Origin of the sequence: Amphritea sp. 1_MG-2023, assembly GCF_030547545.1 — a bacterium.
In the GTDB taxonomy this organism is placed as follows: domain Bacteria; phylum Pseudomonadota; class Gammaproteobacteria; order Pseudomonadales; family Balneatricaceae; genus Amphritea.
Window position 1 is genome coordinate 33113 of record NZ_JAUOQE010000025.1, and the last position, 14368, is coordinate 47480.

Genomic DNA, 14368 nt, shown 5'->3' on the forward strand with positions numbered 1-14368 from the left:
GTAAATCTTATATGGCGATCGCCACGCTCTGTGGTGATCGTTCTTATCTTAACTGTATGTTTTATCTTAGATTTTACCGAAAATCTTGCTCTGGATAACCTTCATATTATTCATGTCCTTATGTATGGCTCAAAAATATTTTTTTGTAAAAGGAAACGGTGTAAATGGATGATGTTATAAGTTTACTTATGCTCGCATTGAAGACAGATGGTCTTGGTTTTATTGGTATTATCTTGTTTTTGGCCCTTCTATTAAGATCGGCGATTGGATTTGGTGATGGTTTACTTGCGGTACCATTATTGACGCTCTTTATTGAGCTACGCGAGGCCGTACCGCTGATATTGCTTTTATCTACAACGGTTTCATTTTTTACGTTATGGAAAAATAGACGATCATTGCAATTAGGCTCATTAAAAAGGACGTCGATCGCTGCACTCGTTGGCATCCCGTTAGGTGTGCTGTTACTGAGTTTTGGTAACGAGGGTATCGCTAAGGGAGTGCTGGGTATTTTATTGGTCATGATGGCAGCATGGCAATTATTGCCATCTTCTAACTATCGTTTGGAAGGAGAGGGTTGGAGTTATCTATTTGGTTGTCTGGCGGGCATGTTAGGGTCTGCATATGCATTGAGAGGTATCGTTTTTAGTATCTACGGTAATCTGAGAGGGTGGGGGCCGGGAGAGTTTAAAAGTACGATTAGTGGCTTTTATATTCTCAGCGGGGTAATTATTCCGCTTACTTATTTTGGCGCAGGATTGATTACGTCACGCTTGCTTGGATTGTATTTGTTACTATTGCCTGTGGCTGTTATTGCGTCAGTGATAGGGCAGCAATTAACGAATAGGTTTGATGCGTCCACCTTTCAGCGGATTATTTGGTTCTTTCTATTGTTGTTTGGTTTTGTGTTGGCGACGCGGTTGGTATGGGGTTCATAGTGATTGTTTATGATAACCCGCTATAAGCTTGTTTATTAAGAGGCATTCTCGTTGTTAACCTTATTTTAAATATAGATGTTAAACCGTTGTTATAATAATCTCAGCGGAGTTTTCCTATATAAGTATGAGCGAAGTAGCTTAGTCATATTCAAATGGCGTGCGTTGCGTTAAGAATAGACGTTGGTGTCGCTTCAGGCTTCCTCTTGAGGTCTGTTCTCAGATTTAAAGCCTTAATATTGTGTAAGTTAATAAAAACTCCATTCGTTATTTATTACGTCAAATTGAATTCATGCTGTGATTGGCGGCCTGTTTCTCTTCTCTTAATTGCTGAAAAAACACGCTTACTTGGCTATCGCGTATCTGGCCATTCTAATGTCTGCAGAGAACATAACGGACTTATTCGCACCTTCCTTAGATTTTTTTATGCTGTATTCACGGTGAGTTCTTCACGCTGCGACCAGTGGTTCCAGGAATAGGTTACTAATACTGTTTGTGTTTTGTGTTTTGTGTTTTGTGTTTTGTGTTTTGTGGCTCTGGTGTGTGCCAGGAGTCACGAAAAGTAGCCTATATAGAGCATTAACTTAATTAAATCTTAATTAATCATTAAATTTATATCGTTATACATAAGTATATCTATAGATATAAGATATGTTTAACGAAATAACTGTGATTAAAACCGCAGCAGTTCCTATTCGGTGAGGCGTAAAAGTTTATGGAAGATAATCAAAAAAAAATAAGAGTTTCTGTTTGGCGAGGTGGAGAAGACGGTACTTTTGAGAGTTTTCAGGTTCCTTATGTTGAGGATCAAACTATTCTCGATTTGCTAACACACGTGCAGCGTACCGTTGATAATTCTTTATCTTATCGCTTTGCTTGTCGTGTTGGAATGTGTGGCTCTTGTGCGATGCAGGTCAATGGTAAACCACGTTGGACTTGCCGTACTCTCGTTAGAAGTGTGATACAAGATGGGGAATTAAAACTTGAGCCATTATCAAATTTACCGGTAGTAAAAGATCTGGTTGTCGATATGAAACCCTTCTTTGATAAATGGCAAGAAGCCAAAGGTCGATTTGAGCCATCGGATTCTCCAGTCACCGAGTTTGTCCCTATTAAACCCGATGATAAGCAGCGTCAAAAAGCGGATGAAGCCATTGAGTGTATTAATTGCGGTTGCTGTTATGCGGCTTGTGATGTTGTTGAATTAAATCCTAATTATCTTGGGCCAGCAGCGCTTAATCGTGCCTGGTCATTAATTAATGATGCGAAAGATTTTGCTAACCCTGAACGCCTAAAGGCTGTCAGTGGTGATGGTGGTTGTCAGAATTGCCATACCAATTCTCAGTGTGTTGCGCGTTGCCCTTTACAGCTTAATCCCACTCGATCTATTGCGGGTCTTAAGAAGGCCGTTTCCCTAGCAACGCTGAAGGGGGAAATATGAACAAGAGAATTGAATTCAAACTGTGGCTGGCACATCGCTTAAGTGCCATGGCGCTGGGGTTGTTCGTCGTGGTGCATCTTGCCGGCATGATTATAGCGATACAGGGGGGCTTGTCCTCAGCAGAAATCCTGCAAAGAACCAGCGGTAACTACGCGATGGGCTTGTTTTATTCTCTTTTTACGATTGCTGCTGCTACTCATTCAACTATCGGCTTACGGACTGTTGCGCGTGAAGTATTGGGCTGGGGTGGTATGAGTGCCAATTTTGTTTTGATCGCGTTTTTCCTTTTCTTATGTGCGATGGGCATTTCAGCGGTGGGAGGCTTAGTTCTATGAAGACTAATCGGGACAAGAAAGAGTATTGGGCATCCTTTGTTCAGCGTTGGTCCGGTGTTGCACTAGCTTTGTTTTTACCTTTCCATTTTGTGGTGTTGAGCCTGATTTTACAGGGAGAACATGTACTGGATGGCTTTCTTTACTGGGCTGATGCGCCGCTGGTTAAGTTTGCGGAAGCGGGTTTGGTTGGGCTGTTAGCAGTGCATCTATTAGGCGGTTTCAGATTGTTGGTGATTGAGTTTTTTGCTTGGAAAGAGTGGCAGGGCTACCTGATATCGATTGCGGGTGTTGGCGCAACAGCAACGGGTTGTTTGTTTCTACTGAGAGCATTTTAAGTATCTGTTTGTGTTTTGGTAGATACGTAGGTACGCAGGAGATTATATGAATATTGAACAGAAAGAGACTGATGTACTAATTCTGGGATCGGGTGGTGCGGGTTTGTTTGCAGCTCTACATGCTTATAAAGGTAACCCCGATCTGAAAATTACCGTGGCGGTCAAAGGTTTGCTGGGAAAGTGTGGTTGTACGCGGATGGTGCAAGGTGGTTATAACGTCGCCCTTAACCAGGGTGACTCTGTCGAGCGCCACTTTATGGACACCATCAATGGTGGCTATTGGATTCCAAACCAAGAATTAGCTTGGCGTCTGGTTGAGACAGCACCGAAGCGTGTGTTGGAGCTTGAAAATGAGGTGGGTTGTTTCTTTGATCGAGTTGACGATGGCTCTTTGCATGGTAAAGCGTTTGCTGGTCAGACATTTGACCGGACAATTCATAAAGGTGATTTGACCGGGATTGAAATTATCAACCGTTTGGCTGAACAGGTGTGGGCTAAGCCGATTGATCGTTTAGAAGATCACCGCGCTATCGAGATTATTGCCTCTGAAGATGGTAAGCGTATTTCTGGCATTCTGATGCTCAATATCCGCACCGGTAAACCATTATTTGTTAAAGCTAAAGCCGTCATGTTGGGTACGGGTGGTGGGCCAACCATGTATCGTTACCACACGCCCTCTGGTGAAAAATCCTGCGATGGGCTAGCGATGGCGCTGCGTGCGGGACTTAACCTGCGTGATATGGAGATGGTGCAGTTTCACCCGACAGGTTTGCTGGCCGGTGAAGGCACTCGGCTTACCGGCACGGTATTAGAGGAAGGCTTACGGGGGGCTGGTGGGCACTTGCTTAACGGCAAAGGCGAGCGCTTTATGCATGATTATGATGAACGCGGCGAACGCGCAACTCGTGATGTTGTATCACGCTCTATTTACCGTGAGATGTGTAAAGGGCATACCACTGAGAGCGGTGGCGTACATATCAGTATGGGGCATCTGGGGCCGGATAATGTGCGTCAGAAGTTTAAGGGCATGGTCAGCCGCTGTAAGGATGTCGGCGCTGACCTAGCTGGAGGGCTGGTTGAAGTTGTACCCACCGCGCATTACATGATGGGCGGCGTTGAAGTCAGCGTCGATTGTGAGACCGCCCTGCCAGGTTTGTTCTGTGCAGGTGAAGATGCGGGTGGTGTGCATGGCGGTAACCGTTTAGGCGGTAATGGCGTAGCAAACTCGACTGTCTATGGCGGTATCGCCGGTGATGTGATGGCTGAATGGGTCGGCCGTGAAGGTAGCTTTGCGAATCCGGATAGGTCAGCTATCGATGCTGCGCTCAACTTTATCGAAACCCCCTTCCGTGCTGAAGCGGCTGATCTGACCGATCTGCGTTATCGGCTGTTGGACAAAATGTGGGATGACGCGGGCATTATCCGTGCCGAAGAAGGCTTAGCGCGTGCTTACACCGATGTCGTCGCACTGCGCGAAGAGCTGCTCCAAACCGGTATTGGTAACACAAGCAAAGAGTATAACCAGACCTGGCATGACTGGCTCAACCTTCATTCTCAAATTAGCGTCAGTCTGGCAATTATTAAGTCAGCCCAAACGCGCAAAAACTCACGTGGCGCACATTTCCGCGATGATTACCCCGATAAGGGAGATCTCGACACATCGACTTATGTCCGAGTCTGGCAGGAGGGTGATGATGTTGCTGTCGCCGAAATCCCTGTTGAATTTACCCGAGTGAAGCCAGGGCAGACCCTCATACCCGAAGAAATAGAACAAAAAACTGGAGTCTCATTATGAGTAGAAAACCTATTCCCCAGCAGTTAGTGCTGGAAACCGCCACCGAGCTTATGTCACGGGCGGCTATCGATATACCGTCTGATTACAAGCAGGCGTTGCGAGCAGCTGCCAGCAAAGAGACGGAAGACCTATCGTGTTTTGTAATCAAAACAATGCTGGATAACTATGACGTGGCTGAAGAAGATCGACGTCCGATGTGTGCTGATACGGGCTTGCCTCGGTTCTATGTTAAAGCGGGTAATGAGGCGGTTGTTGAAGGTGGTTTTGTTGCATTAGAGCATGCTATTCGTGAGTCCGTTGCGATTGGCACTCAGCAGATACCGCTACGTCCAAACCGCGTTCACCCGTTGTCGCGTAAGGATAACAACAACAACTTAGGGATTCATGCCCCGGAAATTGAATACACCTTTGAGCCGGACGGTGATTGGATTGATTTAGTGACAGTGCACAAAGGCGGTTTGTTTGGTACCGATTATCGGATGCTGTTTCCAGGCGATGGTATCGACGGTATTAAGCGTTTCTTCCTCGATACAATGGCGTCATTTGGCCGTCGAGGATTGGCGTGTCAGCCAGCGATTATTGGGGTTGGTTTAGGCGGCAATAAAGATACCTGTATGCGTATCGGTAAAGAAGCGGCTTGTTTACGTACAGTTGGCGATGTTAACCCCGACCCAGAAGTGGCAAAACTCGAGCAAGAGCTTAAAGACCTCGGTAACAATATCGGCATGGGGCCTATGGGATTTGAAGGTAAAACACTGGTTGTCGATTGCCATATTGAAGTGGCTTATACCCATACCGGCGGTATGCCCATGAGCATCCATTCATTCTGTCACTCTTCGCGACGGGCAGCCGCTCGGATTCACAGCGATGGCCGAGTTGAGTTTAGGGACGATCCACAGTGGTTTACTGATTTCTACCGTAGGGAGGGTATCGAATGAGCAAGATGAATGTTGTTAAGTTGCAAGTGCCAGTGTCCCAAGAAGATGTCGACAAACTGGAACAGGGCGATGTTGTTTACCTCACCGGCACCATTTATACCGCTCGTGAAGGGGTATACAAAAAGGTGTTAGAGAGTGGCGAAGAGTTACCGGTTGATATTCGTTCGATTTCTAACGTCAACTTCCATTGTTCTCCTGCGGCGAGTCCTAATGCGCAAGGTGGGTATGATGTGGGGGCTGTAACGGCGACGGCGAGTTTCCGTTTTGGTAAGTGGATGAAAAATTGGTTTGAAGTGTCAGGTGCCAAAATCATCATTGGTAAAGGTGGCATGCCGGAGCAGGCTTATCGTGATGTCTTTGTTCCCAATGGTGCCCGTTATCTTTCAACGGTGGGTTACGGTGCTGGGGCATTGCTCGGGCGCGGCATTAAACGAGTCAAAGATGTTCACTGGCTGGCAGAAAATGGCATTGCCCAAGCGATGTGGATCTTTGAGGTGGATGAGATAGGCCCCTTCATTGTGGATAACGACCGGGAAGGCAACAGCCTGTTTGTCAAACATGAAAATGCAGTCAACGCCAAACTTGAAAAGCTTTATGAGGGACTGAAACCACCGGCCCTTAAACGCTACGGCGAAACGACCAGTCGTGCCGATGAAGTGATCGGTGAGCCGGATACCCAGCCTATTAGAATTGTGAATGCGATGCCAACCGAACGGAGTAAAGATTAATGAATCAGCTAGGACACTTTATTAACGGCGCTGCCGTTACTGGATCAAATCAGCGTAACAGTGCCGTTTTTAACCCAGCAACGGGCGAGCAAACGGCGCAACTCAGCCTAGCCAGCGTCACTGAAGTTGAACAAGCGATTCAGGTCGCTAGCGATGCTCTGCCTGCATGGGCTGCAACCCCTGCTGTGCGTCGTGCACGGGTGATGATGAAATTTTTACAGCTGTTGAACGACCACGTTGATGAGCTGGCACTGCTTATTTCGCAGGAGCACGGCAAGGTGTTAGATGATGCGAAAGGGGAGGTTACCCGGGGTATTGAGGTCGTAGAATTTGCCTGCGGCATCCCTCATTTATTGAAAGGTGAATATAGTGAGAATGTCGGTACCCGTGTTGATAGCTGGTCGGTTCGCCAACCGGTTGGCGTTTGCGCCGGTATCTCACCTTTTAATTTTCCGGTGATGGTGCCTTTGTGGATGTTCCCTATCGCGATTGCTTGCGGCAACACTTTTATCATGAAACCGTCAGAGAAGGATCCAACGAGTACACTGCGTCTGGCTGAGCTGTTTGCCGAAGCAGGGTTGCCAAAGGGCGTATTCAATGTGGTCAATGGCGACAAAGAAGCCGTTGATACGCTGCTAAAACATCCATCCGTTAGTGCGATCAGCTTTGTTGGTTCAACGCCTATTGCTAAATATGTACAGAAAACAGGTATTGAATTTGGCAAGCGAGTACAGGCGTTAGGCGGGGCTAAAAACCACGCTATCGTCATGCCTGATGCGGATATTGATAGCACGGTCAATGCATTGATGGGCGCTGCCTATGGTTCTGCTGGAGAGCGTTGTATGGCTATTTCGGTGGCGGTTACCGTGGGTGATATAGCTGACCCGTTAATAGCTGCGCTGAAAGAAAAGCTAAAAGACTTACGTGTTCTACCTGGTACTGATCTTGAAGCGGAGATGGGACCTTTAGTGACCCAGCAGCATCTGGATACCGTGCTGAGGTTTGTTGATAGCGGTGTACAAGAGGGCGCTGACCTCGTGGTTGATGGGCGTCAATTACAACACCCAGATCATGGCGATGGCTACTTTATGGGTGGCTGCCTGTTTGACAATGTTACCCCGAACATGCGCATCTATCAGCAGGAAATTTTTGGCCCAGTGCTGGCGGTGGTTCGCGTCGATGACTATGAACAAGCACTGGAACTGATTAATTCCCATGAATATGGTAATGGCACGGCGATCTTTACCCAAGAAGGCCATGCTGCGCGTGAGTTTGCCTCACGGGTGCAAGCCGGTATGGTCGGTATTAATGTGCCTATACCTGTACCGATGGCGTTTCATAGTTTTGGTGGTTGGAAAAGTTCTCTGTTTGGCGATCATCATATGCATGGTATGGAAGGTATTCGCTTTTTCACCAAGCTTAAAACAGTAACCTCACGCTGGCAGGTAAGTAAAAGTCAGTCGCAGTTTTCAATGCCGACGATGAAGTAAGCACCCAAGTTTTAAGGGGAGGGTGAAGAGATTCTGTCTGCAAGGCGATAGCACTTGCAGACACAGACTGTGCTTTGATCAATGGGTGATGGGTCGCTTCGTTGTGTGGCTCTCCCCTTCTTTTTATGTGTAATGTTTTTTAAATCGATACGACCGGATTAATCATTCAGGTTGCGGATATCTGCTTGTGCTGAAAAAGAGCGGGTTATTTGAAAACGTATTTTGGAGATAACAATGTTTATAGATGAACGTATTTATACGCTTAAAAATGGCAAGTTAGGTGAATTTCTCAAGCTCTATGAAACGCTGGGAAAGGATGTCCAGGTCAAAATTTTGGGCAATATGGTGGGTTATTTTCATACCGATATAGGTCCTTTGAATCAGGTTGTTCATATGTGGGGCTACGAGTCACTGGATGACCGTTATCGTCGACGCCAAGAACTGCAGGCCAGTGAAGAGTGGTTGAAATATGCTCTGCAAATGCGACCACTGGTACAAAGTATTGAAAACAAGATTCTTATTCCTGAGTCATGGAGCCCGATCGGAGGTACTGATAGCTAACGCAGCAGGTTTTATTCACAAAATCTGCGTGATGATTAACCAGACCTTCCTGATGACAACCTTAGAAATGGATAAAATAATAATGGATTCAGCAAATCAATTTTTAGTTACATCACGGGTTTCAGGGCTACGTTCGCAGATATTTGACATACTGCCTGGATTTTTAATGTGTTTTGTCGTCGGTATGGCGGCCGCGTTTGTTTCTGATCATTATGGCGGCCCGACTATTCTATATGCTGTATTACTGGGGATGGCGTTTAATCATTTATCTGCTGAAGGGCGCTATGTGGCAGGCATTACTTTTTCGGCTAAAGCGGTGCTTCGTTTTGGTATTGCCTTGTTAGGGGCAAGAATTACGATCGAGCAGATACTAGGCTTAGGGCTGACGCCGATTGCGATTGTGCTCGTTGGCGTACCGGCCACGATATTTTTCAGTATTATCTGTGGTAAATGGCTAAAGCTAGGCGCTACACAGGGGATTTTATCCGGCGCGTCTGTAGGGATCTGTGGTGCATCAGCCGCTTTAGCGGTGTCTGCTGTGCTGCCTCAGAATAAAGCGTCTGAAAAGTGCCTGATCTTCACGGTTATTACGGTGACGGCCCTGAGTACCGTGGCCATGATTGCCTATCCGTTAGTGGTTAGCTTATTAGGATTTAACGAAGCTGAAAGTGGTATTTTTCTGGGTGCGACGATTCATGATGTCGCTCAGGTTGTCGGCGCTGGGTATATGGTCTCAGATAATGTTGGCGACGTCGCCACCTTTTCAAAACTACTACGGGTAGCGATGCTTGTGCCCGTGGTTGTGATTATTTCAATCGTTATTGCACGCCAAAAATCCAACGGTCAAGTGAAAGGGGCAGGGTTGCCGCTGCCAGGGTTCCTTATTGCTTTTATTATCGTTGTACTTTTCAATAGTTCAGGTTATCTGCCCGCGATGATTACCGACTCGATGATCGATATTTCACGCTGGTGCCTGATTGTCGCCATGGTTGGCTTAGGCATGAAAGCATCGTTTAAAGAGTTGGCTGAAATGGGCTGGAAGCCAATGTTATTGATGACCCTCAACACGCTGTTTCTCGCTGTATTGGTTGGTACATGGCTATTATTAGGTGGCTTATAATTGAACATCTTTTCGGTGGCTCTGGTTGGTGGCTGGTAAATACTGCTTAAAAATGTAGGGGCAATAATCTATTACTTTGCAAGCTCGGACTGAAGTCGTTCAGAGCTATAAAGATGAATGACTAGCAAGTTATATCGCAGCTTCGATAATAATGATCGATATTTTATGAGTTGTTGTATTTTTGTAATAAAAAGGGTTTATATTGATAAACCCTTTTTTATTTATTTTAGTTTGTGCTTTATTCGATGAATAAATAGCCAAACAGCGAAGAGTACAACAGGTAATGAGAACGCCTTTATTTTGTCGATATCCCTTTTCCATTGGAAACTGTCAGCCGCATTTAATATATAGCCCAGTAAGGCTAATGTATAATAAGTAATCACAATGACCGATAGCCCTTCCACTGTTTGCTGTAGTCGAAACTGCAATTGAGCTCTACGATCCATTGATTGCAGTAAGGCTTGGTTTTGTGTCTCAATCGCCATGTTAATGCGAGTCCTTAGAAAATCACTGGCCCGATCGACTCTGCCGGCTAAATCATCTAGCCGACGTTTTGCTGCTTCGACGGTTCTTACGGCAGGAGATAATCTGCGGTCAATGAAAGCAGCCATTGTTTGTAATTCATTCATTTCCTCTTCTTCCAGCTCCTCTAAGCGGCTTTGAACCATTTGATAATAAGCTTTGCCAGCATCAAAGCGATAGCGAGAAATGGCGATAAGCTCAGCTATAGCCGCTGCCATATCTGACAGTTCTGATAGCTGCTTTTGCTCTTCTTGCGGGATGCGTACACCGCTGATTTGACGTATCAACAGCGCAAGTTGTGATTCCATGCGGCTGACTTCGACGCTCACCTCTTGCGCTAATGGAAATGCTAACAGCATCATGTTTCGATAGGCTTCCAGTTCTAGTAATGCGCGCAACACTCGGCCGCTTTGGCACTCATTAAGGTTGTTGTTTACCAGTAAAATACGGTTGAAGTTATCTGTATGTATTCGTAATGCACTCCAAATAGTCGCAGCGCCATGGCGTAACGCGGAGGCGATCAAGCGTTGCCCTTCAAAGTATTGCCGCATGCTTTCCCGCTCAAATACCACTTTATTAGCATCAAGTGCTTCAATATGGATCGCAGCGATTACCTTGCCGGGAATGTTCTGCACCCAATCAGCGGGTAGTAAAGCGATAGGAGGGTGTTCAAATGGCTGCGAGTCCTGACCGAAAACGATAAAGGCGTAGCTACTGAATTCAGTATGGCGTTCCCAGCGTACTTCAAATTCCCCGAAGTTTTGGTAGAAGCAAACATCAGCTTGTTGCGGTGGATTGATATTGTAGCGCAGGCATAAATTATTGAGATGAGTCAGTTCATGCTGATAATTATCGCGACCCTCATGTAAGACCGATATTTGCGATACTCTTAACGGCGTGGCTAATATTGGGAATGGGCGGGTATGAAGATCAGAATAATTATCACTGAAGCGACTATGTGTATTTACTTGACTATAGTGTTTGTATTTATTTTTAGGCAAGGTTTTATCCTTTCTATTAATTTTTATTTATATGAGTGAGCTTGAATTTTAAAAGATAAGGCGTGATTGACGTATTAATCTATCAGTATAGAAAGGAGTTTTATAGGCTGATAGTAAAGATGGCTAGATAAAGGGTTTCGTGATTATTAAATATGCCCCACGAATAAATGGGACATATTAAGTTGGTATTAATTAAATAAAAAGGTGAATCAATAAAATAGTTAGCGACGACTAATCTAAATTACCATTCACCAAAAGGGTGCGTATTATCCGTGTGTTGTCAGCTGCTCTTATGCGATTTGTTTGGCGGGTGACAACATATCATATAGAGCGGTCCAGTCTTGATTACCACGACCTTCATTCTGAGCCTCTTTATAGACATAACTCGCTGCTCGGCCCATCTCCATATTGATATCTAATGCTTCAGCCAGATCTAGAGAGATAAGTAGGTCTTTATTAGCAAGATCGATAGGAAAGGCTGGCGAAAGATCATTCTGGAAAACCTTCTTAGGATAAGTGGTCAACATATGCCCCGTTGCTGCTGGCGTGCCGCTCATTACCTCAATAGCAAGATTGCGATCTAGACCTAGTTTGTCAGAAAGTGCCAGGCACTCTGCGGTTAATGCGCTAAGGGCAACAGACATGAAATTGTTAACAACCTTAATGCGGATGCCTTTGCCAGGGCCTCCACAGTCAATGATAATTTCGCCCATACATTCAAATACAGATCTGGCCCGTTCTAATGAATCGGTATCTGTGCCAGCTAAAATAATGAGAGTGCCTTTGATCGCATCAAGGGAGGTTCTACCGACAGGCGCATCGATCATGGTGATGCCATGCTTAGTCAATTCAGCGCGGATATCATCTGATTCTAATGGGTGAATCGTTGACATATCTATGAACAAAGCGTCGGGCGACATTGTTTCCGTAATGCCTCCTGCATCGAATAGTGCGCTTTTCACGATCGCACCAACCGGCAACATGGTGATAACAATGTCGGCGTCTTTGGCTGCTTCGGCAGGGGAGGATGCTATCTTTCCGCCATTGGCTGAATGTAATGCTAAGCGGGCTTCATCGCGGTCATAACCGACAACATTGTGGCCTCCTTTGAGGATATTATTGGCCATTGCTATACCCATGGCACCAAGGCCGATAAAAGCAATATTTTTCATATATGTTCTCCAATATTATTTTTGTATATGATGAATAATAAATAACTTCATTCTATAAAAGTGAGTGTTTTTAAGCTATCTAGCACCAGAGCTGTAGCCAATGGTCGCTATTTCAGGCACCGCAATTAAGAGAGCACAAAATAACAATAGAATCATTAAAAATGGGAGTACTGATTTACTGACGGATTCAATACTCTGACCTGAAATCGCCGAAGCAACATAGAGATTGACGCCAAGTGGGGGAGTTAGAAAGCCGACTTCAGATAAAACGACAAAGAGGATGCCAAAGTGAACTGGATCTACTCCCAAAGCTAATAGTGCCGGTAAAAAGACAGGGACTAAGAGCACGATGGTACTAATCGTTTCCATAAATGTGCCGATGATAATCAATAAAATAGAGATCAGAATAAGAATTAACAGGGGGCTGCTTGATAGTGATGTAATGTATTCAGACACCTGCATCGGTACATCATAAAGGGTAATTAACTTACCGAAGGCCATCGCAGGCCCCATGATAATTAGAATCGCCCCGGTGAGTGTGGCCGTTTTAACCATCGAGTTTCCAAGGTCTGCGAGCTTACTGTGACCTGTGATGAAGCCATAAGCGGCAGCATAGACAACCGCGAGCATTGACGCCTCCGTTGGCGTTGCGAAGCCGCCGTAAATACTACCTAAGACAACAACGGGCATCGAAAGAGCGGCCTTACCATCCCAGCAGGCTTTCAGTAATGGTTTGAATTGAAACGCTCCTCCCGCCGAGGTGTAGCCACGGCGGTAACCGGTGTAAACGCAGTAACCCGCCAATGCGGCGGCTAATAATACCCCGGGCAGCATGCCCGCCATAAATAACCCGGTTACTGACACATTGGCCATCACTCCGTAAATTATCATAGGGTTCGATGGTGGAATAAGAATGCCAAGAGCGCCTCCGGTTGCGGCAACCGCAGCGGCAAACCCAACAGAGTAACCTGCTCGAATCATCGCTGGGATCATGATGCCACCAATGGCTGCGGTCGTAGCAGGCCCTGAACCGGTTAATGCGGCAAAAAACATACATGAGATGATGGTCACAACAGCGAGTCCACCGGGTACATTCCCAACTGCCAGCGTCACTATTTTAACAATCTTATGGGTCAGTCCTGATTTTTCCATCAGCAGGCCCGTTAAGATAAAGCCGGGTATCGCGATAAGTGGGAACATACCCACCCCTGTGTAGAGGGTTTGGGCAATATAGACTAAGGGGATTGATGTCAACGTAAGCCCTAAGGCTGTGGCAATACCGAGTGCAAAACCAACTGGGATGCCAAGTGCAAGTGCTGTTGTGAGAGCCCCAAAAAGGACTAATATAATATATGAATCATCCATCATGGAGACCTATTTCTTATATTTATTGATGAAATTCAAGCTAAACAGTTAATGTTATGCGTGATATTCGTTTATATTTTTTTCATCATCAGTAGAACAATAACTTTGAATGAGTCGGAATGTCATCATGAAGAAAGTCACAGGTATAATTGAGTAGATAACCTCCATCGGAATCTCAAGCGACAGACTGTATTCGGGCATCTCGATTGAAGATTCAACTAATGCAATACCTTGCCATAGAACAAAAATATTAAAGATGACCCAGCAGATATCACCGGGTAAATATTTCCAGCGCTGAAACTTTTCAGGTAGTAAGCTAAGGTGTGCATCAATTCTAAAGTGTGCTTTTTCTTTTGTCGCTAGCACAGCACCCCAGTAAAGCATCCAGATGAAGCAAAATACAGCTAGTTCTTCTGCCTTATGGGTAAGATTTGTGAAAAAATGGTTTTCAACGAAATATCTAACAAATGAAGAGTAGGTTAGACAAATGACCATTGTTGAACATAATAAAACAAGTATTATTTTCTCAAGCCAACGGTTGATGAAAAATATAAATTTCATTTTTAACCTCAAACAAGTCTATATAATTATTTGATATGATTACGACTATATTTTATGAGCTTATTTCATAGT

14 protein-coding genes are annotated in these 14368 nt (G+C 45.3%); 10 read left to right on the forward strand and 4 right to left on the reverse strand.

All coding sequences use genetic code 11. From position 1 onward, the window contains the following. The first annotated feature begins 164 nt into the window (after nt 1–164). From Q4488_RS13375 to Q4488_RS13420, 10 genes are all read left to right on the forward strand, one after another. The gene (locus tag Q4488_RS13375; protein WP_303580982.1) at nt 165–935 is read left to right on the forward strand and encodes a sulfite exporter TauE/SafE family protein; all 771 of its coding nucleotides are present in this window, start codon (nt 165–167) and stop codon (nt 933–935) included. Between the two features lie 712 nt (nt 936–1647). Beyond that, entirely contained in the window at nt 1648–2373 is a 726-nt protein-coding gene (locus tag Q4488_RS13380; RefSeq protein ID WP_303580983.1) for a succinate dehydrogenase/fumarate reductase iron-sulfur subunit, read from the forward strand. Then, nucleotides 2370–2708: a hypothetical protein gene (locus tag Q4488_RS13385; protein WP_303580984.1), complete on the forward strand. Its 339-nt coding sequence runs from the start codon at nt 2370–2372 to the stop codon at nt 2706–2708. Before Q4488_RS13380 ends, Q4488_RS13385 begins: the two co-directional genes overlap by 4 nt. After that, nucleotides 2705–3043, forward strand: coding sequence for a hypothetical protein (locus tag Q4488_RS13390; RefSeq protein ID WP_215953162.1), 339 nt, complete (start codon nt 2705–2707; stop codon nt 3041–3043). Before Q4488_RS13385 ends, Q4488_RS13390 begins: the two co-directional genes overlap by 4 nt. 46 nt (nt 3044–3089) lie before the next feature. Next, nucleotides 3090–4838 (forward strand): L-aspartate oxidase, encoded by a 1749-nt coding sequence (locus Q4488_RS13395; protein ID WP_303580985.1) that lies wholly within the window; start codon nt 3090–3092, stop codon nt 4836–4838. After that, complete coding sequence (locus Q4488_RS13400) at nt 4835–5776, forward strand: fumarate hydratase (protein ID WP_303580986.1); 942 nt, start codon at nt 4835–4837, stop codon at nt 5774–5776. Before Q4488_RS13395 ends, Q4488_RS13400 begins: the two co-directional genes overlap by 4 nt. Further along, a complete protein-coding gene (locus Q4488_RS13405) occupies nt 5773–6504 on the forward strand; it encodes a fumarate hydratase C-terminal domain-containing protein (RefSeq protein ID WP_303580987.1) in 732 nt (243 codons plus the stop codon). The genes Q4488_RS13400 and Q4488_RS13405 overlap by 4 nt, the downstream gene beginning before the upstream one ends. After that, nucleotides 6504–7994 (forward strand): CoA-acylating methylmalonate-semialdehyde dehydrogenase, encoded by a 1491-nt coding sequence (locus Q4488_RS13410; protein ID WP_303580988.1) that lies wholly within the window; start codon nt 6504–6506, stop codon nt 7992–7994. The genes Q4488_RS13405 and Q4488_RS13410 overlap by 1 nt, the downstream gene beginning before the upstream one ends. 234 nt (nt 7995–8228) lie before the next feature. Next, nucleotides 8229–8555, forward strand: coding sequence for an NIPSNAP family protein (locus Q4488_RS13415; protein WP_303580989.1), 327 nt, complete (start codon nt 8229–8231; stop codon nt 8553–8555). A gap of 82 nt (nt 8556–8637) precedes the next feature. Further along, nucleotides 8638–9675 carry a YeiH family protein gene (locus tag Q4488_RS13420; RefSeq protein WP_303580990.1) on the forward strand — a complete coding sequence of 346 codons (1038 nt, stop codon included), beginning with the start codon at nt 8638–8640 and terminating at the stop codon, nt 9673–9675. Between the two features lie 221 nt (nt 9676–9896). Here Q4488_RS13420 and Q4488_RS13425 read toward each other — a convergent pair whose 3' ends face one another. The 4 genes from Q4488_RS13425 to Q4488_RS13440 form a co-directional block, all read right to left on the reverse strand. Beyond that, nucleotides 9897–11198, reverse strand: a complete 1302-nt coding sequence (locus Q4488_RS13425; RefSeq protein ID WP_303580991.1) for a DUF3422 family protein — start codon at nt 11196–11198, stop codon at nt 9897–9899. A gap of 290 nt (nt 11199–11488) precedes the next feature. Beyond that, nucleotides 11489–12370 (reverse strand): sulfolactaldehyde 3-reductase, encoded by an 882-nt coding sequence (gene yihU / locus Q4488_RS13430; RefSeq protein WP_303580992.1) that lies wholly within the window; start codon nt 12368–12370, stop codon nt 11489–11491. A 75-nt stretch (nt 12371–12445) separates the two neighbouring features. Then, a complete protein-coding gene (locus tag Q4488_RS13435; protein WP_303580993.1) occupies nt 12446–13738 on the reverse strand; it encodes a TRAP transporter large permease in 1293 nt (430 codons plus the stop codon). Between the two features lie 51 nt (nt 13739–13789). Next, nucleotides 13790–14296, reverse strand: a complete 507-nt coding sequence (locus tag Q4488_RS13440) for a TRAP transporter small permease (protein ID WP_303580994.1) — start codon at nt 14294–14296, stop codon at nt 13790–13792. Nucleotides 14297–14368: the final 72 nt, after the last annotated feature.